This window comes from Ornithinibacillus caprae, assembly GCF_009728145.1.
Lineage (GTDB): Bacteria > Bacillota > Bacilli > Bacillales > Amphibacillaceae > Ornithinibacillus > Ornithinibacillus caprae.
In genome coordinates this window covers 102,005-123,128 of sequence record NZ_WOCA01000012.1, presented here as the reverse complement: position 1 = coordinate 123,128, position 21,124 = coordinate 102,005, and the positions used below count along the sequence as shown (strand labels likewise).

20 protein-coding genes are annotated in these 21,124 nt (G+C 36.1%); 13 read left to right on the top strand and 7 right to left on the bottom strand.

The window, feature by feature from the left end; translation table 11 throughout:
- Positions 1–147 precede the first annotated feature (147 nt).
- The 3 genes from rnjA to def all read right to left on the bottom strand — a co-directional run bounded on the left by rnjA (position 148) and on the right by def (position 3,296).
- Complete coding sequence (gene rnjA / locus GMD78_RS14670) at positions 148–1,815, bottom strand: ribonuclease J1 (protein WP_155669571.1); 1,668 nt, start codon at positions 1,813–1,815, stop codon at positions 148–150.
- Positions 1,816–1,818: 3 nt separating this feature from the next.
- Positions 1,819–2,028, bottom strand: a complete 210-nt coding sequence (locus GMD78_RS14665; protein WP_155669569.1) for a DNA-dependent RNA polymerase subunit epsilon — start codon at positions 2,026–2,028, stop codon at positions 1,819–1,821.
- Between the two features lie 716 nt (positions 2,029–2,744).
- Positions 2,745–3,296: a peptide deformylase gene (gene def / locus GMD78_RS14660; RefSeq protein ID WP_155669567.1), complete on the bottom strand. Its 552-nt coding sequence runs from the start codon at positions 3,294–3,296 to the stop codon at positions 2,745–2,747.
- Positions 3,297–3,534: 238 nt separating this feature from the next.
- Here def and GMD78_RS14655 point away from each other — a divergent pair, with 238 nt between their 5' ends.
- The 5 genes from GMD78_RS14655 (at position 3,535) to lpdA (ending at position 9,468) form a co-directional block, all read left to right on the top strand.
- Positions 3,535–4,197 (top strand): YkyA family protein, encoded by a 663-nt coding sequence (locus GMD78_RS14655; RefSeq protein ID WP_343042344.1) that lies wholly within the window; start codon positions 3,535–3,537, stop codon positions 4,195–4,197.
- 542 nt (positions 4,198–4,739) lie between these two features.
- A complete protein-coding gene (gene pdhA, locus GMD78_RS14650) occupies positions 4,740–5,783 on the top strand; it encodes a pyruvate dehydrogenase (acetyl-transferring) E1 component subunit alpha (protein WP_196493835.1) in 1,044 nt (347 codons plus the stop codon).
- A gap of 3 nt (positions 5,784–5,786) precedes the next feature.
- Entirely contained in the window at positions 5,787–6,764 is a 978-nt protein-coding gene (locus GMD78_RS14645) for an alpha-ketoacid dehydrogenase subunit beta (protein ID WP_155669563.1), read from the top strand.
- 15 nt (positions 6,765–6,779) lie between these two features.
- Positions 6,780–8,057: a dihydrolipoamide acetyltransferase family protein gene (locus tag GMD78_RS14640; protein ID WP_155669561.1), complete on the top strand. Its 1,278-nt coding sequence runs from the start codon at positions 6,780–6,782 to the stop codon at positions 8,055–8,057.
- A 4-nt stretch (positions 8,058–8,061) separates the two neighbouring features.
- Positions 8,062–9,468, top strand: coding sequence for a dihydrolipoyl dehydrogenase (gene lpdA, locus GMD78_RS14635; RefSeq protein WP_155669559.1), 1,407 nt, complete (start codon positions 8,062–8,064; stop codon positions 9,466–9,468).
- A 901-nt stretch (positions 9,469–10,369) separates the two neighbouring features.
- Here the strand turns inward: lpdA and GMD78_RS14630 are convergent.
- Entirely contained in the window at positions 10,370–11,911 is a 1,542-nt protein-coding gene (locus GMD78_RS14630) for a glycine betaine uptake BCCT transporter (protein WP_155669557.1), read from the bottom strand.
- A 192-nt stretch (positions 11,912–12,103) separates the two neighbouring features.
- On the opposite strand from GMD78_RS14630, the gene GMD78_RS14625 reads away from it, so the two are divergent.
- The 4 genes from GMD78_RS14625 to GMD78_RS14610 all read left to right on the top strand — a co-directional run bounded on the left by GMD78_RS14625 (position 12,104) and on the right by GMD78_RS14610 (position 14,656).
- A complete protein-coding gene (locus tag GMD78_RS14625; protein ID WP_343042343.1) occupies positions 12,104–13,000 on the top strand; it encodes a polysaccharide deacetylase family protein in 897 nt (298 codons plus the stop codon).
- Between the two features lie 127 nt (positions 13,001–13,127).
- Positions 13,128–13,235, top strand: coding sequence for a GapA-binding peptide SR1P (locus tag GMD78_RS14620; protein ID WP_155669553.1), 108 nt, complete (start codon positions 13,128–13,130; stop codon positions 13,233–13,235).
- Positions 13,236–13,388: 153 nt separating this feature from the next.
- The gene (locus GMD78_RS14615) at positions 13,389–14,348 is read left to right on the top strand and encodes an NAD(P)H-dependent flavin oxidoreductase (RefSeq protein ID WP_155669551.1); all 960 of its coding nucleotides are present in this window, start codon (positions 13,389–13,391) and stop codon (positions 14,346–14,348) included.
- 14 nt (positions 14,349–14,362) lie between these two features.
- Complete coding sequence (locus GMD78_RS14610) at positions 14,363–14,656, top strand: UPF0223 family protein (RefSeq protein ID WP_155669549.1); 294 nt, start codon at positions 14,363–14,365, stop codon at positions 14,654–14,656.
- Positions 14,657–14,720: 64 nt separating this feature from the next.
- Here the strand turns inward: GMD78_RS14610 and GMD78_RS14605 are convergent, their stop codons facing one another.
- On the bottom strand, positions 14,721–15,338 hold the full coding sequence (locus GMD78_RS14605; RefSeq protein WP_155669547.1) for a YktB family protein: 618 nt from the start codon (positions 15,336–15,338) through the stop codon (positions 14,721–14,723).
- A gap of 284 nt (positions 15,339–15,622) precedes the next feature.
- Here GMD78_RS14605 and GMD78_RS14600 point away from each other — a divergent pair, with 284 nt between their 5' ends.
- The 3 genes from GMD78_RS14600 to ppsA all read left to right on the top strand — a co-directional run bounded on the left by GMD78_RS14600 (position 15,623) and on the right by ppsA (position 19,753).
- Positions 15,623–15,814, top strand: a complete 192-nt coding sequence (locus GMD78_RS14600) for a hypothetical protein (RefSeq protein WP_155669545.1) — start codon at positions 15,623–15,625, stop codon at positions 15,812–15,814.
- An 80-nt stretch (positions 15,815–15,894) separates the two neighbouring features.
- Positions 15,895–16,704 carry an inositol monophosphatase family protein gene (locus GMD78_RS14595; protein WP_155669543.1) on the top strand — a complete coding sequence of 270 codons (810 nt, stop codon included), beginning with the start codon at positions 15,895–15,897 and terminating at the stop codon, positions 16,702–16,704.
- A gap of 433 nt (positions 16,705–17,137) precedes the next feature.
- Positions 17,138–19,753, top strand: coding sequence for a phosphoenolpyruvate synthase (gene ppsA / locus GMD78_RS14590; RefSeq protein WP_155669541.1), 2,616 nt, complete (start codon positions 17,138–17,140; stop codon positions 19,751–19,753).
- A 289-nt stretch (positions 19,754–20,042) separates the two neighbouring features.
- Here the strand turns inward: ppsA and GMD78_RS21410 are convergent, their stop codons facing one another.
- Positions 20,043–20,219, bottom strand: a complete 177-nt coding sequence (locus tag GMD78_RS21410) for a DUF5325 family protein (protein ID WP_196493833.1) — start codon at positions 20,217–20,219, stop codon at positions 20,043–20,045.
- 198 nt (positions 20,220–20,417) lie between these two features.
- Here GMD78_RS21410 and GMD78_RS14585 point away from each other — a divergent pair, with 198 nt between their 5' ends.
- Positions 20,418–20,723 carry a YlaH-like family protein gene (locus GMD78_RS14585; RefSeq protein WP_155669539.1) on the top strand — a complete coding sequence of 102 codons (306 nt, stop codon included), beginning with the start codon at positions 20,418–20,420 and terminating at the stop codon, positions 20,721–20,723.
- Positions 20,724–20,798: 75 nt separating this feature from the next.
- On the opposite strand, the gene GMD78_RS14580 is transcribed toward GMD78_RS14585, so the two are convergent.
- Entirely contained in the window at positions 20,799–21,002 is a 204-nt protein-coding gene (locus tag GMD78_RS14580; RefSeq protein ID WP_155669537.1) for a YlaI family protein, read from the bottom strand.
- Between the last annotated feature and the right edge of the window lie 122 nt (positions 21,003–21,124).

Sequence of the window (21,124 nt, the reverse complement as noted above, 5' to 3'; positions counted from 1 at the left end):
GAGTCTCCGCCTTCGTTAGTATTAAGAAATCGCTTTACTGCTTCAATTTTTTCTCTTGAAGAAAATTTAGCCATAAAAAACTACACCTCCAATTGTTATTTGTGTCTAACAATTGGGGTGCAGTTCAATAGAGGATGTGTCTTTTTACTATATTTCCATAATGATTGGTAAAATCATTGGTCGACGTTTCGTTTTTTCATAAAGGAATGGAGCTATTGTATCGATGATCTCATTTTTAATTTCAGACCATTGAGATGTTTTTCGTTCCATTACCTTATTTAAGTGATTAGCAACTAGTTTTTGGGCATCATTAATTAAGTCTTCTGATTCACGCATATACACAAACCCACGAGAAATAATGTCAGGTCCTGCTGCGATCTTAAATTCTTTCATATTGATGCTTACAACTACAATAACTAAGCCTTCTTCAGATAATATTCTACGATCTCTCAGTACAATATTACCAATATCACCAATACCGCTTCCATCAACATAAATGGAACCAGAAGGGATTTTGCCAGCGACGGTTGCGTTATCCTTACCTAGTGCTAAAACGTCTCCGTTATCCATGACAAATGAATTGTCAACTGGGACATCACATAATTCTGCTAATTTAGTGTGTTCCTTTAACATTCTATATTCACCATGGATAGGCATGAAATATTTAGGTTTCATAAGCCTTAGCATTAGCTTTTGTTCCTCTTGGCTACCGTGACCTGATGTATGAATATCACTTAATTTTCCATGGATCACATCAGCACCAGCACGGTAAAGTTTATTAATGGTCTTGCTGACACTAAGTGTATTTCCAGGGATTGGAGATGAAGAAAATACAACCGTGTCACCAGGGATGATTTGAATTTGCCTATGTGTACCATTTGCAATTCTCGATAGAGCTGCCATTGGCTCACCTTGAGAACCAGTACATAAAATGGTAACTTCATTTGCTGGAAGGCGGTTTATTTGATTGGCGTCAATAAATGTATCCTTAGGAGCTTGAATGTACCCTAATTCTTGCCCAAGATTAATTGCTGATTCCATACTACGTCCAAATACTGCAATTTTACGATTGAATTTAACAGCAGCACCAACCACTTGTTGTAAGCGGTAGATATTAGATGCAAAGGTTGCAAAAATCAGTCTTCCGTCAACACGTCCAAAAATCTCGTGGATATTTCCTTCTACTACTTTTTCGGACATTGTAAATCCAGGAACTTCACTATTTGTGCTATCTGATAATAGACATAGCACTCCTTCCTCACCTATTTCAGCCATTTTGGTTAAATTAGCTGGCTCACCAATAGGAGTAAAGTCAAACTTGAAATCTCCTGTATGAACAATGTTCCCTGGAGGTGTTTTAACTACAATACCATAGGAATCTGGAATACTATGCGTTGTACGGAAAAAGCTAACGGATGTTTTACGGAATTTTATGATATCGTCTTCTTGAATGGTATTTAATTTAGCATTTCTTAATAATCCATGTTCTTCTAGTTTGTTACGAATTAATCCGATCGCAAGTTTACCGGCATATATAGGCACATTAATTTCTCTTAGTAAATAGGGAATACCACCAATGTGGTCCTCGTGACCATGAGTCACGATTAACCCTTTAATTTTTTCTTGGTTTTGTACTAGGTAGGTGTAATCTGGAATAACATAATCAATTCCAAGTAGTTCATCCTCTGGAAACTTAATCCCAGCATCAATTAGTATAATTTCATCTTGGAATTGTACTCCATAAGTATTTTTACCAATTTCACCTAGACCACCTAATGCAAATACAGCAGTTTGATCATTTTTCACAAATTTCATGGCTTATACATTCTCCATAGCAAAGAGCTCGGATTGTTTTTCGTATTCTAGGTGTGCCTCATCAAGTTCTTGAATAAACTCGATATTATAGTTGCGATCTATTAATTTTCTTCTTACATCTTTTTTAGATTCAGCCTCCATATAAAGGCTTTTTGTGCGTTCGCGTACAGGAACTTCATATGATGATTCTTGATATAAAACTTTATAAATCATTTCATCTCTCCTTGATATCTGTAATATTATTAGTTTTTTGACATACCATTCATTGCGATCATTAAATTCTTTGTAAACACCCTATATGTATTATGTTTTTGGCATTACTTAAAAAAGGTTATGCTAAAGGCGCAATAACTATCTGTAAATATTCAAATAAATTCCGTTCCATAATACAACACTATTTTAAACAATTTTCCCGTAACTAGCTAATGATTATACATAGATCCCACAATTATATTGTGATTGGTATAGTTTAAGGTGGTAGTTAAACTCTTTCTTAGCGGTAGATAATAGAGGTGCAACTAGAATCAGCTGCACCTTCAGCATGAATCACTTAATCTTTATAAGTTGTGGGTACACGTCCTTGGCCTAAAAAATCCTTCCAGCGTTTTTTTAGCTTTTCTTTTAGGCGTTTTAACATTTTGAATGACATCTCCTTTCAGGAAATTCAAGAAAAGCGCCAAAACGTTCTACCGATCCAATCCCTCTTAACTATAGTATAGTATGGTTTGAGGAATATTGGAATAAAAAATACTTCTTTATCTTAAAAAAATTTATTTCATTTATTTATCTACTTGCTTTGGATAGCTTAATAACTTAACTTTATACCTTTATGTATGTATATTTTTAACTGACATCTATTTCTTATACATTATCTGCATCGATTCGAAAAAATAAAAAATCAACAGCTTTTTAGGAGCTGTTGATTAGTGTTATTCGATAGCTTTTGCGTTATCAGGGATTTCAAATGGATTATCTTCATTGATATGGTCATAGAACATAACTCCATTTAAGTGATCAATCTCATGTTGGAAAACAATAGCGGCATAATCACGTAGTCGCAGTTTGATTTGATTACCATCTAAATCTGTTGCGGTAACTGTTATTCTTGCATAGCGGGGTACATACCCCTCTACGTTACGATCAACGGAAAGGCAACCCTCACCCGCGGCTAAATATGCTTTCTCAACAGAATGACTGATTATTTTTGGATTGAATAAACCGTAACTGTATAATTTGCCATTCAAATCTTCAAAATGAATAGCTATCATTCGTTTATTAGTTCCTAATTGCGGAGCGGCTAAACCAACTCCAGGTCGTAAATTATATTTTGAACAAATTTGTTCATCTTGACTATTTTTTAAATAGGTTAACATGTCATTTAATAAAGACTTTTCTTCATCCGTAGGCGGAAGAGGAACCTCGTTTGAGACTTCTCTTAATGATGGATGACCTTCTCGTACTATGTTTTCCATCGTAATCATTTCGTCACACTCCAAACATTTCATTATTAAATCATTTCTGTATGTGTATCAATTAAATAGTTTATCATAATTCACATAGATAAATCATAAATTTGCAATAATACAAGCATAATGTGAAAGAATAGTACATACCCTTCAGTGATAAAATTTTATTCGCTCTAAGACACGTTTATGTTATACTTATACTACATATTTACTAATTTTTCTATAAACAGCTAAGTAAAGGGGAAGATGTTTCGTGAGGTCTAAAAAATTTATTTTATTGCTATTATTAAGTTCATTTATTGCTTTATCCGCCTGTGGTGAATCTGTAGATACGCAAATATATAACCATCTAGAAGAAGCGGTTAACCTTGAAAAAGGTTTTGAGGATCAGCAATCTATTATTAATGATTTAGAAAAGCAAGAACAAGAAATTTATGATCAAATTATAGAGTTAGGTATGGATGACTTTAAAACGATCCAAGAATTAGCTGTGGAAGCAATTGCTGTAATCGAAGAACGTACGGAATATATTGAAGTAGAGAAAAATAGTATTGATGAATCAAGGCAAGAGTTCGAAAAGGCTGAGTCATTGATTAGTGAAATAGATGATGAAGATACGAAAGAAAAAGCAGAGGAAATGTATACCGCAATGATGGAACGTTACCAGTCATACGATGAGTTATATGAGGCTTACACAAAATCTTTATCCCTTGAAAGAGAGCTATATGACATGCTGCAACAGGAAGAAATGGAACAGGAAACAATAACAGAACATATTGCCACGATAAACGAGAGTTATGATGAAGTAATTAAAGCTAATGAAGCATTTAATGAACATACAATTGCTTATAATGAATTAAAGAAAACCTATTATGAAGTTGCGGATATAAAAGTTACTTACGCAGATGAAAACTAAAGAAAGATAACAATGGGAGTTACTCTTAAGAGTAGCTCTTTATTTGTGGATAGGAAATTATAAACTTCCTATCTTGCATAAGTTAAACTAAGGCATTCACATAAGGGGCTTGGCGAATGCCTTAGTTTTCTAATGTTTTAAATGATATATTTTAAATATTAGTTCGTGTAGTACAGATTATTTATTTAAAATATAACAGATTATGTTATTTTCATGGTACAGAGATGGGAAGTTATGGGGTGGGCTAGTAAAAAATATATATAAATACAATCAAAGTAGTTGACCGAATATATCTCGATAAGCTAAACTTTAATTGTATTAAAAATTGTACCAGTGTTTTTCTATTTATTTATGTAACAGTTTTTTATATTCATTATCAAAGATTAGATTATGAAAGAAAATAATGGACAGAAAAAAGGGAAATAGGTACAGATTTTCTTATGTTTTGGGAAGGCTAGAAAAGATAATATAAAAGGATATAAGAAAGGAAGAGGTGAACTATTTTGAAACACGTACTTGAAAGTGTGGAAAGTCAGTTCGAAATGTTCCAGATTCTTAATGAAGATGGAAAAATTGTTAATAAGGAAGATCTGCCTGATCTATCAGATGAGGAATTAAAAGAACTTATGAAAAGAATGGTGTATACACGAATTCTTGATCAACGCTCCATTGCATTAAACCGTCAAGGTCGTTTAGGATTCTATGCACCAACAGCGGGTCAAGAGGCTTCACAATTAGGAAGTCATTTTGCATTAGAAAAAGAAGATTTTATTTTACCAGGGTACCGTGATGTACCACAGTTAATTTGGCATGGCCTTCCTCTATACCAAGCATTCTTATTCTCAAGAGGTCATTTTCACGGGAACCAGATGCCTGAAGGAGTTCATGCATTAAGCCCGCAAATTATTATCGGTGCACAATATGTTCAAGCGGCCGGTGTTGGATTAGGAATGAAGATGCGCGGTAAAAAAGCAGTTGCGATTACGTATACTGGTGATGGTGGAACGTCTCAAGGTGACTTCTACGAAGGTATTAACTTTGCTGGAGCATATGGTGCGAACTGTATTTTTGTTGTTCAAAACAATGGTTTTGCAATCAGTGTTCCTCGTGATAAACAAACGGCAGCTAAAACATTAGCTCAAAAGGCTGTAGCTGCTGGTATCGAGGGTATTCAAGTAGACGGAATGGATGTACTAGCCGTATATGCTGCAACAAAACATGCTCGTGAACGTGCAATTAACGGTGAAGGTCCGATGTTACTTGAATTAATGACATACCGTTATGGTCCTCATACAATGGCTGGGGATGACCCAACTCGTTATCGTACATCTGAAATGGATTCTGAGTGGGAGAAAAAAGATCCATTAGTACGTTTCCGTAAGTACTTAGAAGGTAAGAAATTATGGTCTGAAGAAGAAGAAAATAAAGTAATAGAAGAAGCAAAAGAAGATATTAAAAATGCAATTAAAGAAGCAGATAAATATCCTAAACAAAAAGTTACGGATCTTATGTCAAATATGTTTGAAACACTTCCAGGAAATCTTCAAGAACAAATGGAAGAATACAAAGCAAAGGAGTCGAAGTAAATCATGGCACAAATGACAATGATTCAAGCAATCACTGATGCAATGCGCACAGAACTAAAAAATGATGAAAATGTGCTTGTATTTGGTGAAGATGTTGGCCAAAATGGTGGTGTTTTCCGTGCGACGGAAGGCTTACAAAAGGAATTTGGGGAAGATCGTGTATTTGACACGCCATTAGCTGAATCAGGAATTGGTGGTCTAGCAATCGGTCTTGGTTTACAAGGATATCGTCCTGTTCCAGAAATTCAATTCTTTGGCTTTGTATATGAAGTAATGGATTCTATTAGTGGACAAATGGCACGTATGCGTTACCGCTCTGGAGGAACACATACTTCTCCAATTACTGTTCGTTCACCGTTTGGTGGTGGAGTACACACTCCAGAACTTCATGCGGATTCCTTAGAAGGATTAATTGCACAGCAACCAGGTGTTAAAGTTGTTATTCCTTCTACACCATATGATGCCAAAGGTTTACTTATAGCTTCTATTCGTGATAATGATCCAGTTGTATTTCTTGAGCATATGAAGCTTTATCGTTCATTCCGTGGAGAAGTTCCAGAAGAGGAATATACAATTGAACTAGGAAAAGCGGATGTAAAACGTGAAGGTAAGGACGTAACTATTGTTACGTACGGTGCAATGGTTCATGCATCATTAAAAGCTGCAGAAGAACTTGAAAAAGACGGAGTTAGTGTAGAAGTTATTGATTTACGCACTGTATCTCCAATTGATACGGAAACAATTTTAGAGTCAGTTAAGAAAACAAATCGCGTTGTTGTTGTACAAGAAGCACAACGTCAAGCGGGAATTGCCTCTCATGTTATTTCTGAAATTCAAGAGAGAGCAATCTTACACCTAGAAGCACCAATCTTACGTGTAGCAGCTCCTGATACGGTATATGCTTTCTCTGAAGCAGAAGAAGTGTGGCTACCAAATCATAAGGACATCGTAGAAAAAGTAAACAGCGTAATGAATTTCTAAAAGGAGGTAGTAATAATGGCATTTGTATTTAAATTGCCGGATATAGGTGAAGGAATTCACGAAGGTGAAATAGTTAAATGGTTTGTTAAAGAAGGCGAAGATGTAAAAGAAGATGATGTGCTTTGTGAAGTACAAAATGATAAAGCAGTCGTAGAAATCCCGTCTCCAGTTGAAGGTAAAGTAACCAAACTGCATGTAGAAGAAGGTACAGTAGCAGTTGTGGGTGACAGTTTAATATCTTTTGATGCAGAAGGTTATGAAGATGAAGGTGAAGAGGAGGCTCCTGCTCCAGAGGCAAAAGAAGAGAAAGCACCAACCGAATCACCACAAACTGATAGTGAACAGTCAACAGAGGAACAAACAGAAGGTGAACGCGTTATTGCTATGCCGTCTGTACGCAAATATGCTCGTGATAATAATGTGAATATTCGTCAAATAACAGGTTCAGGTAAAAATGGACGAATTATTAAAGAAGATATTGATCGCTTCCTAAGTGGTGATCAAGTAGAAGCTCAACCAGAAACAGTAGATGTACCAGCTTCTGAACAGGAAGCTCCAGCAAAAGCGGCTCCAACTGTACCAGCTGGTGACTATCCTGAAACTCGTGAGAAAATGAGTGCAATTCGTAAGTCTATTGCTAAAGCAATGGTTAACTCTAAAACGAAAGCACCTCATGTTACATTATTAGATGAAATAGATGTAACAGAACTCGTTGCACATCGTAAGAAATTTAAAGCTGTTGCAGCTGAACAAGAAATTAAATTAACTTATCTACCATATGTAGTGAAGGCACTAGTTTCTGCATTGAAACAGTTCCCAATTCTTAATGCGTCAATTGATGATGCAACAGATGAAATTGTTCAAAAACACTACTATAATATAGGTATTGCTGCTGATACAGAAAAAGGGTTATTAGTTCCTGTAGTTAAAGATGCCGATCGTAAGTCTATATTTACGATTTCATCAGAAATCAATGAATTGGCAGATAAAGCAAGAAGTGGTAAACTTACACCTGACGAGATGAAAGGTGCATCAAGTACAATTACGAATATTGGATCTGCTGGTGGTCAATGGTTTACTCCAGTTATTAATTATCCAGAAGCTGCAATTTTAGGTATTGGCCGTATTGCAGAAAAACCGATTGTTCGTGACGGAGAAATTGTTATTGCTCCAGTACTTGCGTTATCATTGAGCTTTGACCACCGTATTGTAGATGGTGCTACAGCTCAACATGCCCTAAATCAAATCAAACGTTTATTGAGTGATCCACAATTAATCATGATGGAGGCGTAAGGTTATGGTAGTAGGAGATTTTCCAATCGAATTAGACACACTGGTTGTCGGTGCTGGACCTGGTGGTTATGTAGCTGCTATTCGCGCTGCACAGTTAGGTCAAAAAGTTACAATCGTAGATAAAGGTTCACTTGGAGGAGTATGCTTGAATGTAGGATGTATTCCGTCAAAAGCTTTAATTCAAGCTGGTCACCAAGTTGAAAATGCACATGGTAGTGCAGATCTTGGGATTACAACAGACAATGTTTCTGTAGATTTCTCAAAAGTCCAAGAATGGAAAGCTTCAGTAGTTAATAAATTAACTTCTGGTGTTGAAGGACTTCTTAAAGGAAACAAAGTAGATATTGTAAGTGGTGAAGTATACTTTGTTGACAAAAACACTGTAAAAGTAATGGACGAGAAAAATTCTCAAACATATACGTTTAACAACTGTATTATTGCAACTGGTTCAAGGCCAATTGAAATCCCAACATTTAAGTTTTCTGAGCGCGTACTTGATTCTACAGGCGCACTAAACTTAAAAGAAATTCCGAAGAAAATGGTTGTAATTGGTGCAGGATATGTTGGTAGTGAATTAGGTTCTGCATATGCTAACTTTGGTACAGAGGTTACTTTCCTTGAAGGTGCTAAAGATATCCTAAGCGGCTTTGAAAAACAAATGACTCAGCTTGTTAAGAAACGCTTGAAGAAAAAAGATGCAACAATTATCACCGAAGCTATGGCTAAAGGTGTAGAAGAGACTAAAGATGGTGTGAAAGTTACGTATGAAGCAAAAGGTAAAGAAGAAACAGTTGAAGCGGATTATGTATTAGTAACGGTTGGGCGTCGTCCAAATACAGATGAAATTGGCTTAGAACAAGTTGGAATTGAAATGACAGACCGTGGTCTAGTAAAAGTTGACAAACAATGCCGTACAAATGTAGATAATATCTATGCAATTGGTGACATTGTTGATGGACCACCACTTGCACATAAAGCTTCTTATGAAGGTAAAATTGCAGCTGAAGCAATCAGTGGAGAAAAATCTGAAATTGATTACATTGGTATTCCTGCAGTTGCATTCACTGAACCTGAATTAGCTACTGTTGGAATGAGTGAAGCAGAAGCTAAAGAAGCAGGTTATGATGTGAAGGTTGCTAAATTCCCATTTGCTGCTAATGGTCGTGCACTTTCTCTAAACAACAGTGACGGGTTCCTAAAACTTGTTACTCGTAAAGAAGATGGACTTGTGCTTGGCGGTCAAATTGCTGGACCAAATGCAAGTGACATGATCTCTGAAATTGGATTAGCGGTCGAATCTGGTATGACAGTAGAGGATATTGCATTAACGATCCATGCTCATCCAACATTAGGTGAGATCACGATGGAGGCTGCTGAAGTAGCATTAGGCACTCCAATTCATATGCTGTAAGAACAAATAAGTTTTTACATGAATGGTAACAGATTCAATTAATACAGATGAAAAATTTGGGATACTAATCAAATTGATTAGTATCCCTTTTTGGATAATAGTGATTGTGAAAAGATAGGTATGAAAAACCATTCAACTAGTCAATATGCAGGTTATGAGTGCCCAAATGAAGCAGAGAGAATGTGAAACGGTAACTCATGGAGGCTATGAGTGCCCAAACGAAGCAGAGAAAATGTGAAACGGTAACTCATGGAGGTTATGAGTGCCCAAATGAAGCAGAGAGAATGTGAAACGGTAACTCATGGGGGTTATGAGTGCCCAAATGAAGCAGAGAGAATGTGAAACGGTAACTCATGCAGGTTATGAGTGCCCAAATGAAGCAGAGAGAATGTGAAACGGTAACTCATGCAGGCTATGAGTGCCCAAATGAAGCAGAGAAAATGTAAAACGGTAACTCATGGCGACTATGAGTGCCCAAATGAAGTAGATGAAGTGTAAAAAGGTAACTCATGGAGGTTATGAGTGCCCAAATGAAGCAGAGAGAATGTGAAACGGTAACTCATGGCGACTAAGAGTGCCCAAATGAAGCAGGTGAAGTGTAAAACGGTAACTCATGGAGGTTATGAGTGCCCAAATGAAGCAGAGAGAATGTGAAACGGTAACTCATGGAGGCTATGAGTGCCCAAATGAAGTAGGTGAAGTGTGAAACGGTAACTCATGGCGACTAAGAGTGCCCAAATGAAGCAGAGAAAATATAAAACGGTAACTCATGACGGTTATGAGTATACTCAATAAGTGCATCAATAATTAATCATATATGAATCTAGAGAAAACTGCGGGATTTAATTCAAGATAACTAAAAAACGGCCCAATATTAAAGGAACCGTTTTACATAGTATTATCACGATCTGTTTGCTTTTTTTGCCTTTGCACGTGCTTCTAATTCTTTTCGTTCTGCTTTAAAGGATTTCATTAATGATACAACAATTAATATCATTATGATGGTAAATGGAAAAGCAACAATTATTGCTGCAGTTTGTAAGGCCTCTAAACCTCCTTGCCATAATAACACGGTTGCGGCACTTGATTGAATGAAACCCCAAAACAACTTTACAGTATTTGGTGGATATAAGCTTCCATTTGTAGTTTGCATTCCAAGTACAAATGTTGCCGAGTCTGCTGATGTAATAAAGAAAGTACTTATCAAAAGAATAGCAATTAATGACATGAATGTACCCAAAGGAAAATGTTCTAAGACAGCAAATAATGCAGCCTCCGTACCGAAATTATTAACAGTTTCCATAATATTGGCATTTTCAAAGAAGTCTAAGTTTATTGCGGAACCACCAAATACAGAAAACCATAATGCTCCGAATATCGTTGGAACTAACAGAACACCTGTTATAAATTCTCGGATCGTTCTGCCCCTAGATACACGTGCTATAAATGTACCAACAAAAGGCGCCCAGGAGATCCACCAAGCCCAGTAAAACACGGTCCAACTCTGAATCCATCCTGTGTTTTCGGTATCAAATGGAGTCATTCGTAGGCTCATACTTGGAAGATTTTGGAGGTATGTACCAAATGTCGTTGTAAATAAATTCATGATAAAATTTGTCGGTCCTAAAAATAAAAGAAATAACATCAAACTAATTGCTAACACGATATTAGCATTACTTAAGTATTTAATGCCTTTATTTAGACCTGTAGAGGCTGAAATCATGTATAACACAGTAACGATTAAAATGATAATTAGCTGGAAAAGAAATGTTTGGTCGAACCCAAATACAAAGGAAAGTCCTCCGCTAATTTGTATTGCACCAAAGCCTAAGGAAGTAGCTACACCGAAGATTGTTGCAAATACAACAATACTATCAATTAACGTTCCCCAGCCACCTTTAACTTTTTCTCCAAATAAGGGTTCTAAAATGGCACTTACTACTCCTGGAGATTGCTTTCTAAACTTGAAATATGCAAGTGCTAAAGCGATGATGGCATAAATAGCCCATGGATGAAACCCCCAGTGGAAAAAGCTATATTGCATAGCAGTTTTTGCTGCTTCATTGGTTTCTGCATCACCATACGGAGGTGTGTAAAAATGCGACAAAGGTTCTGCTGCACCCCAGAAAACAAGTCCGATCCCCATTCCAGCACTAAACAGCATGGCGAACCATGTAATATAGGAGTATTCCGGTTCATCCCCAGGTCTTCCTAATTTTATCTGACCATATCTGGAAAAAATTAAATAGATAGCAAATACTAAAAATCCAGTAGCACTGATTAAGTAAAACCAACCAAATTTGTCTACAATGAAATTTTGTATAATTGTCGTAACATGGTCAAGATTTCCATACGGTAATATAGTTTCAGGAATTAATCCCCATATTACAAACAATACTGCTATAATTGCTGATATGTAGAATACGTTCGAAACTTTTTTCATTCTTTAAAATCCTTTCTTTCATTATCTTATTTATTAGTAGCAACTTTAGTATTATAACAAGTCTGTTCTTACTATTTCCATTTAAAGGCTTTATAATTCTACGATTTTTTAAGCATTTTCTGGCTTGTAAACTTGGACGAGCTCTACTACACTAAAAATGACAAATCAATGATTACAGCAGGAGGAAAACTTGTGAGAAAAATAGTGGTTATATTGTCCGTTTTATTCTTCATATTACTAGTAGCATGTAACGACGAGAATTCAGTGCCAGAAGAGAACACATCCGATGATGTAGAACAAGAAAACAAAGATAGTGAAGAAGATACGAAAAATGAAGAAGATGAGGATGAAAAGGACCTAGATGAAGAAGTTCCGGAAAGTGAAGAAAATTCGGAAGTAGTAGAACCGAAATACAAAATAGATGAGAACGCATCTGTTGTTCCAGTAGAAGATGGTGTAAATGAAAATGTAGTACTACTTACGATTGATGATGCACCGGATAAATATTCACTAGAAATGGCTAAAAAATTAAAGGAATTAGAGGCCGGTGCGATCTTTTTTGTAAATGGACATTTTATAGATACAGAGGAGGAACAAGAGACCCTGAAACAAATCCATGAAATGGGTTTTGTAATCGGCAATCATACCTACAATCATCCTTTATTATCTGACTTAGAAGGCAAGGATGATCAACAACGAGAGGAAATTGTTGGATTAAATAATGTAATCGAAGAAATAATTGGTGAGCGTCCAGCATTTTTTAGAGCTCCTAATGGAGTTAACACAGACTATTCAAGGCAACTTGCCCTAGAAGAAGAGATGGTTTTAATGAATTGGACCTATGGATATGATTATTTTAAACCTTACATGGATGCAGAAAAGTTAACTACAGCCATGGTTACAGGAGAGGGTCCTGAAGTGGATGTTCCCTATTCTCTCTTAAAGCCAGGTGCAAACCTCTTAATGCATGACAGGGAATGGACGAATGATGCTTTAGAAGAAATTGTTACTGGATTAAGAGAACAAGGGTATGAAATTGTCGATCCCCATTTAATACAAACAATATCAGAAAAAGAGTCAGTGGAATGAATTCACTGACTTTTTTTCTTGGTAATAATTTCATTATTGAGTTATACTATTTGGGGTTGATTAATTAATTATGTCATACTATAATATAATTAAAGTTATACAATTGAAACTGAAGGAGTTGGGCCGAATGGGCACAATAGTTTGTCAAGATTGTCAGAAAGTAATTGATTATGTCGATGAAGAAAAAGTGACAACGCTTTATAGTACATGTCCAACTTGTAAATCGAGTAAATAAAATTAATATATGTAGTTAGATTTTCTTTGCCACAGTAAAATTTACTGTGGCTATTTTTTCGTATCTCACTGATTGTAGGCTTACTTGATTGTTTTTTTTATTTGTATAATGATAGGATGATAACATAAGATATTGAGTCAGGGGGAAAGAGGTATGAACTGGAATACAAGAGTTACCGATTTGCTGCATATTGAGTACCCAATAATTCAAGGAGGACTCGCTTATTTAGCATATGCAGATTTAGCCGCAGCAGTTTCGAATGCAGGCGGACTTGGACAAATAACTGCTATGAGTTTAGAAGGACCGGAAAAACTTCGGGACGAAATTAACAAGGTTAGGTTGTTAACGAATAAACCGTTTGGGGTAAACTATGCTATTGGTCAGCATGGTCGGCCGTATGAAGATATGGTTCAAGTTGCAATAGATGAACAGGTGCCAATCATATCTGTCACTGGAGGGAATCCAAAAGGTGTATTGGATATGGTTAAGCCACATGGAATTAAAACACTTGTACTAGTTGCTGCAAAAAGGCAAGCCGTAAAAGCAGAGGAGCTAGGTGCAGATGCTGTAATGGTTGTTGGTCAAGAAGGTGGAGGTCATTTAGGACGTGGTGATGTAGGAACTTTTATACTTACTCCTCAAGTTGTTGATCATGTATCCATACCTGTTATTGCATCAGGTGGAATCGTAGACGGCCGTGGATTAATGGCAGCTCTTGCATTAGGAGCGGAAGGAATTGAGATGGGAACAAGGTTTATTGCTACGAAAGAATGTGTTGATGCGCATGAAACATATAAACAGGATATTTTGAAAGCAGATGAGAACTCAACTGTCGTAATTAAACGTTCTCTAGGAACCCCTGCAAGGGCGCTTAAAAATACATGGACAGAACAAATATTAGAAATTGAAAAAAGGGAAGAAGGTTATGAATCACTAAAAGACTACATAAGTGGTAATGCAAATAAGCAATATATTATTAATGGGGAGCCTACGAAAGGATTTGGTTGGTCTGGTCAAGGTGCTGCCAGGATTACGGATATCCCTACTGTAAATGAATTATTCCAAAGAATGATAAAAGATTCTGAAGCAATTAAACAGAAATGGTCGAAGTGAGGTGTAATCCAAACATGAATTATCAATATCCATTTGATATAAGTTGGTCAAAACAGGAAGTAATTGATGTCATTCACTTTTTTACATTAATTGAGAGAGCCTACGAAAAAGGAGTAGGACGTGAAGAGTTGATGAATGCATATCGAAAATTTAAACAAATTGTCCCATCTAAAAGTGAAGAAAAACAAATTTTTGCTGATTTTGAAAAGGAATCAGGTTATTCAAGTTATCATACAGTTAAACAGGCAAAGGATCAGGATGCTTCCGGTATAGTTAAAATGAAAAAGAACACGAACACTAGAAGGTGAGCTCGTGTTCTTTTTCTCGATCAGCAGAGGTATCGGTTAAATGAAACCGGTGGATGTGATAACTTTATCTTGCTTGCATTGCTTTTTTATAAAATGGGATTAAGTTTTGATACGTTCCTTTTACTGTTTCTATAAATGCTTCCCCATTTGTAATTCTTGGATCATTTGGTGAAAAATGTTGCCCAATAAGAAATTCTGCTTTTTTAACATCTCTAAAACGTTCTACATCTTTTAATTCTACATCTCGTAATAGGATCGAGTCCTTTTTCATGTGATCTAACGATACGACATATTCATCTGGAAGTTTTTTTATGTCATCAAAGCTATTTACAAATTCACTTGCGATTTCTTTTTTACCATCTAATTCATAAATAAGTGCTAGCCAAATGAAAACATGATCATCAAACAATCCTACTTGAAAATGTGGATGTTTCTTATAGCCACGTTTATTGTCTGCAATAGCAAGCCATGTATCGTTAGGAGGATTTACAGTTCTCCTTGCATGTTTCGCGATATGTAAGTACATTTCATTACCTAATTGAGCGGATAGATAATCGACTAATTCATTACCAATCTCGTGAAATTTTGGCTGAATCCGAGATTGAATGGCCTCCATTCTTTCATCTAATCCATCTATAGTAAATGTGTTGAAGTCTTTATTTGTGAAGCCTTGAAAAGTCAAAGGGATCATTCCTTTCGGTTAATTATAATAATTATTATTAAGGAAATTCGACAAACAGTCAAGCATTACCATCTAGATTAATCGAGGCTAGTCCCTTTATGGTAGAGCTAATACCTAGTTTAATGGGATCTGATAGGGTAACGTGTAATATTACCATCTACTTTATCTGAGGATTCGAACGAATTTTCGATTCAGTCATATAAATAAAGAAAAATAAATAAATGTAGGGTCACCATTCATTATATCCACTTCATAAAATAAAGTAATGAAAGGGTGAGGAGATAATGAAATATGTATTGGAAACATTAAGACTTGAAGAAGAACGGCAAAAACTACCGGTAATTCGTATGGAAATCGATTACGAACTATTAACACTTTATGATGCACTACAGGACAATGATACAGTTCTTATCATAAAAACGAAAGAACGTTTAGAACATTTGCGTAAACAATTAATTAAACTTGAAAAAGACTAATATTTACCTTCATTTAATATGACTAGAATCCCTATATTTGATAAGCTATATAATATAACGTATTAGATGGAGGAAATAGAATGGAAGCAGATACAAGAGATGAATTATTTCAACAAGCTAAAAGCTGGATTGAAGAGGCTGGTGAAATAATTCGAGATAAAATAAATGATCCACTTACAATTGACACAAAATCAGATGCAAAAGATTTAGTAACACAAATGGATAAGGCAATAGAATATTTCTTTGCTAGAAGAATCAAACAGGAATATCCTAGTCATTTATTATTGAGTGAAGAAGGCTATGGGGATGAAGTAACCTCAATGGATGGAACTGTGTGGATTATAGATCCAATTGATGGCACAATGAATTTTGTACAACAAAAGAGAAATTTCGCCATTTCAATCGGAATCTTTCATGATGGAATAGGGGAAGTAGGACTTATCTACAACGTAATGGACGATGTGCTTTATAGTGCTAAAAAAAATGAAGGTGCTTTTAAAAACCATAATAAATTACCAAATCTAAAAGCTCAATTGTCACTAGATAAATCTGTTTTAGGATTGAATCATTATTGGTTATGTGAAAATAGGCTTGTTGAAGAGAAGGTCATGCAAGGGTTAGTGAAAAAAGTACGTGGCACTAGAACTTACGGATCAGCAGCATTAGAATTTGCATATGTTGCAGAAGGTATTATGGATGGGTATTTAGCGATGAGTTTAGCACCATGGGATGTTGCTGCTGGAATAGTGATCGTTAACGAAGTTGGAGGAGTAACGTCTACCATTGAGGGAGAACAACTGGATATGACAAGGAAGAATACTGTTATGACTTGTCATCCTGCAATACAACACGAAATCATCGAGGACTATTTAAAAGAAGGAAGAAAGTGACTTACTAATAGTGGATTCTATGTTTAATTTAACATGGTTTATCCACTATTATTATTTTTTATTTTATACTCGTTATATGTACTACTTCTATTTAGTATTAATTGTATAATATAAAATAAGATATTTTTTTATTTTGCAAATATATTAAGAAGGAGGAATGAATCAGCAATCGACCAATTTATTGAATAACGCACCGTACTAATGATTGGCTTTCGAAATCGTGTTATCAAGTTAATAGTTGGGATAACTCAGCAGCGATTTATTACAAAAAGGGATAGTTACGATAGATAATCAGTAACTATCCCTTTCCTTGGTTTAATTATATCACGATTAATAAAAAATTTTCAGTCTTTTTTTTCTTATTTTTACTTGCTAGTATTAATCAAGCGGTGTAGCGCTTCGCTTTATTAAATCAATAAATGGGAGGCAAGAAATGAAAAAGTATGTGCTGAAGTTTCAAGAGGTTGATAAAACGAGACAAATGACGGTTGGGGGAAAAGGGGTTAATTTAGGGGAATTATTGAAAATTCATGAAATACAAGTGCCGGAAGGTTTTTGTGTTACTACAGAAGCCTATCAAAAAGCCATTGAGGAAAACGAAACATATCATGCATTGTTGGATCGACTAACGATGCTAAAAGCAGAAGACCGAGATCAAATCGGTGAAATCAGTAGGAAGATTCGACAAACCATTATGGAAGTTGAAATTCCTTACGATGTTGAGAAAGCAGTTGCTCACACACTCTCTCAGTTTGGCGATGAACATGCTTATGCAGTGCGTTCCAGTGCAACTGCTGAAGATTTACCACATGCCTCTTTTGCCGGTCAACAAGATACCTATTTAAATATTATCGGCAAAGAACCCATCTTGGAGTATATTCGCAAATGTTGGGCTTCTTTATTTACGGAACGCGCGGTACTTTACCGAACGCAGAATGGATTTAATCATACCCAAGTTTATTTATCTGTTATCGTTCAAAGGATGGTGTTCCCACAGGCTTCAGGGATTTTATTTACGGCTGATCCCGTCACTTGCAACCGAAAGCTGCTCTCTATCGATGCCAGTTTCGGACTTGGAGAAGCGTTGGTCTCGGGCTTGGTATCTGCCGATAGTTATCAAGTACAGGATGGGGGAATCGTCAGCAAGAGGATAGAAACCAAAAAAATAGCTATTTACGGACGAAAAGGAGGTGGAACAGATACTGAGCAGATCAATCCTGATCAGCAAAAGACGCAAACCCTTACGGATCAACAAATTTTACAACTGTCACACATTGGAAGACAGATCGAAGAACATTTCGGCTGCCCCCAAGACATTGAATGGTGTTTGGCTGATGATACATTTTATATTGTTCAGAGCCGACCGATCACCACTTTATATCCCATTCCTGAAGCAAATGACCAGGAGAATCACGTGTATGTATCTGTCGGCCATCAGCAAATGATGACTGATCCTATGAAACCACTGGGGATATCTGTCTGGAAGTTAACAGGTACTGCACCCATGTTTAAAACGGGGGGCGGAAGGCTGTTTGTGGATATCACGAAGGGTTTGGCATCACATGCTGGCAGGCAAAATTTATTGGGTGTTTTAGGGCACTCCGATCCACTCATTAAAGACGCACTTCATACGATCATAGAGCGGGATTTTATAAAATTGGAACCAAATGATAAAAGCGAACCAGGTCCTGTTAAAAGTCATAAAGGCATGTCGTCTTCAGATATTCTAGAGGAAGCAGGAAACGATCCGAAAATCGTTACTAAGTTGATTAAGAATAGTGAGACATCGCTATCAGCGTTAAAACATAACATCGAAACGAAATCAGGAATGGAGGTATTAGATTGTATTCTGGAAGATATGCAGCAACGACGGCAACGTGCGTCAGATATGAAACATTTGAATGTGATTATGGCCGCCATGCATGCTTCGGCTTGGATCAATGAAAAAATGAATGAATGGTTAGGTGAAAAAAACGTCGCAGACACACTTTCCTTATCTGTACCTAACAACGTCACTTCCGAAATGGGGATGAGGCTACTGGATGTTGCAGATGTGATACGTCCCTATCCGGAAATAATTGAATATTTACAACAGGTAAAGGATGAACGCTTTATGGATGAGCTGGTTCAATTTGAAGGTGGGCAGCAGGTGTGTGATGCTATTGCTGCTTATCTCGACAAATATGGAATGCGATGTGCCGGGGAGATCGATATTACAAGAACACGCTGGTGTGAAAAACCAAGCGTACTGTTACCTATGATCCTCAGTAACATCAAAAACCTTGAGCCTGGAGCCAGTAAACGAAAATTTGAACAAGGGCGGCACGTTGCTTTGAAAAAAGAACAGGACTTATTAGCCCGATTAAAACAATTACCGTGTGGTGAACAAAAAGCCGAAGAGTCGAAACAAATGATCGACCTGATTCGGAATTTTATCGGTTATCGTGAATATCCGAAATACGATATTGTTAGTCGCTACTTCATTTATAAAAAGGCTTTACTTAAAGAAGCGGAACGACTCGTACAGGCCAACGTTCTTAATGAAAAAGAAGATATTTACTATCTCACTTTTGAAGAGTTGCAAGAATCCATACGTACAAAGAAACTGAATGACCGGATCATCAGCAAGCGAAAAGACGTGTACAAATTATATGAAAAACTAACTCCACCACGTGTTATTACGTCTGATGGAGAAATTATTGCAGGTAAGTACAAACGAGAACATCTTCCAGCGGAAGCTATTATAGGTCTTCCAGTTTCTTCCGGAGTTATCGAGGGACGAGCACGTGTCATTTTAAACATGGAAGAGGCTGAACTAGAAGATGGAGATATATTAGTCACCTCCTTTACTGACCCCAGCTGGACACCATTGTTTGTATCCATAAAAGGCTTAGTCACCGAAGTTGGTGGACTGATGACCCATGGAGCAGTTATCGCACGTGAATACGGCTTGCCAGCAGTTGTTGGAGTGGAAAATGCTACCAAAATGATAAAAGACGGGCAGCGAATTCGCGTGCATGGAAAAGAAGGGTATATCGAAATATTGTAAATGGCTGAATACGTCAAGTGAAAGCCTCTGTCATAATGGATGGCATGGAACGCAACCTGTCATGGATAAAAGAGCGGTTACCCACTTCGTCCTTTTATCTCCCCATCTTTAGTTAGGTAATTGGTAGTAAATATATTGCAGTAACGACGATATTATGGGCTAATAAGGTATCGATCAATCTCCACAATCGGGCTAGATTGTGAAACAAAAAGGGATAACACATATTAGTCATGTATAATATGTATTATCCCTTTTTTTTATGACTGTTACAATTTAGGACTTGATAACATTAGGAAGTCGCTTTCTTCCTTTTAATACTTATACCAATGCCCATTGTCGCAAAACCAAGTATGATGAATAATAATATAAATCCAACACTACGAAATGCAATCGCTACTCCAACAGCTAAAAACATTAGAATTACTAATGCTGCAAGCAATAACATTGGAATATTCAAGTTCTTCATAAAGAAACACCTCGCCTTTCTATAGCTAGTATATCCTTATTTTAGCAGATAAGAAAGTATAATCTTACCTATATGACGTAAGCAGATGTTTTCAAATAAAATTCACAAAATGATACGTTAAACGAATTAGAACTAGCAAATTTGCTTTAAATTTAGTATGATTACTAGGAGTTATAATTGTTGTAATGGGGGATACATATGTTTTTTGATTTTGTTATGAATCAGTTTGGTGAAGAACATCTTTTTACAGTTTTTTTCATTGTAAATTATATATTAGCTGCGATTGCTTATAAATTAGGGTTTGCTAGAAAAATTTCTATTTTAAAGTCTATTATTGTTTATATCCTTTTAGCTATAGGTGTATTTCTGCTAAATATTATGTTTATTGTTTTGCCAACAGTTTGGGCACGTAGTCCGTTACCGATGACAGAAAGCTTAGTTATAATCTGTCTAATTTTAGGTATCTATCGATTTCGCTTATATTTGCAGCGTAAATCTAATTAATGGGGAATGGAAATATACAATAATAAAGCCCACTATGGAAAAAATCCTATAGTGGGCTTTAATTATGTTTTGATATTATATTAATTCATTTGAATTTTTCTTTTCTCTATACAAACGAAAGTTGCCTGTAGCATGTCTTTTGTTCGTATTTTTTTCTACTCTATCATAACAAGGATCACACAAGTACATGTGGATTCTTCGATTTCTTAATCTCTTTGCTTCGAGTGAATCATCACCAATACCTTCAACTTTATCACATATAACACATTTTACTTGCATCGTTTCACCTCTATTTAGGGGATGTATATAACCTACTATAACATAAGCATTCGTATAAGAGGAATACTTATCGTGGTTTAAATCCAAAATATAAGGGGTAATAGTTAATGAATAGTATGAAG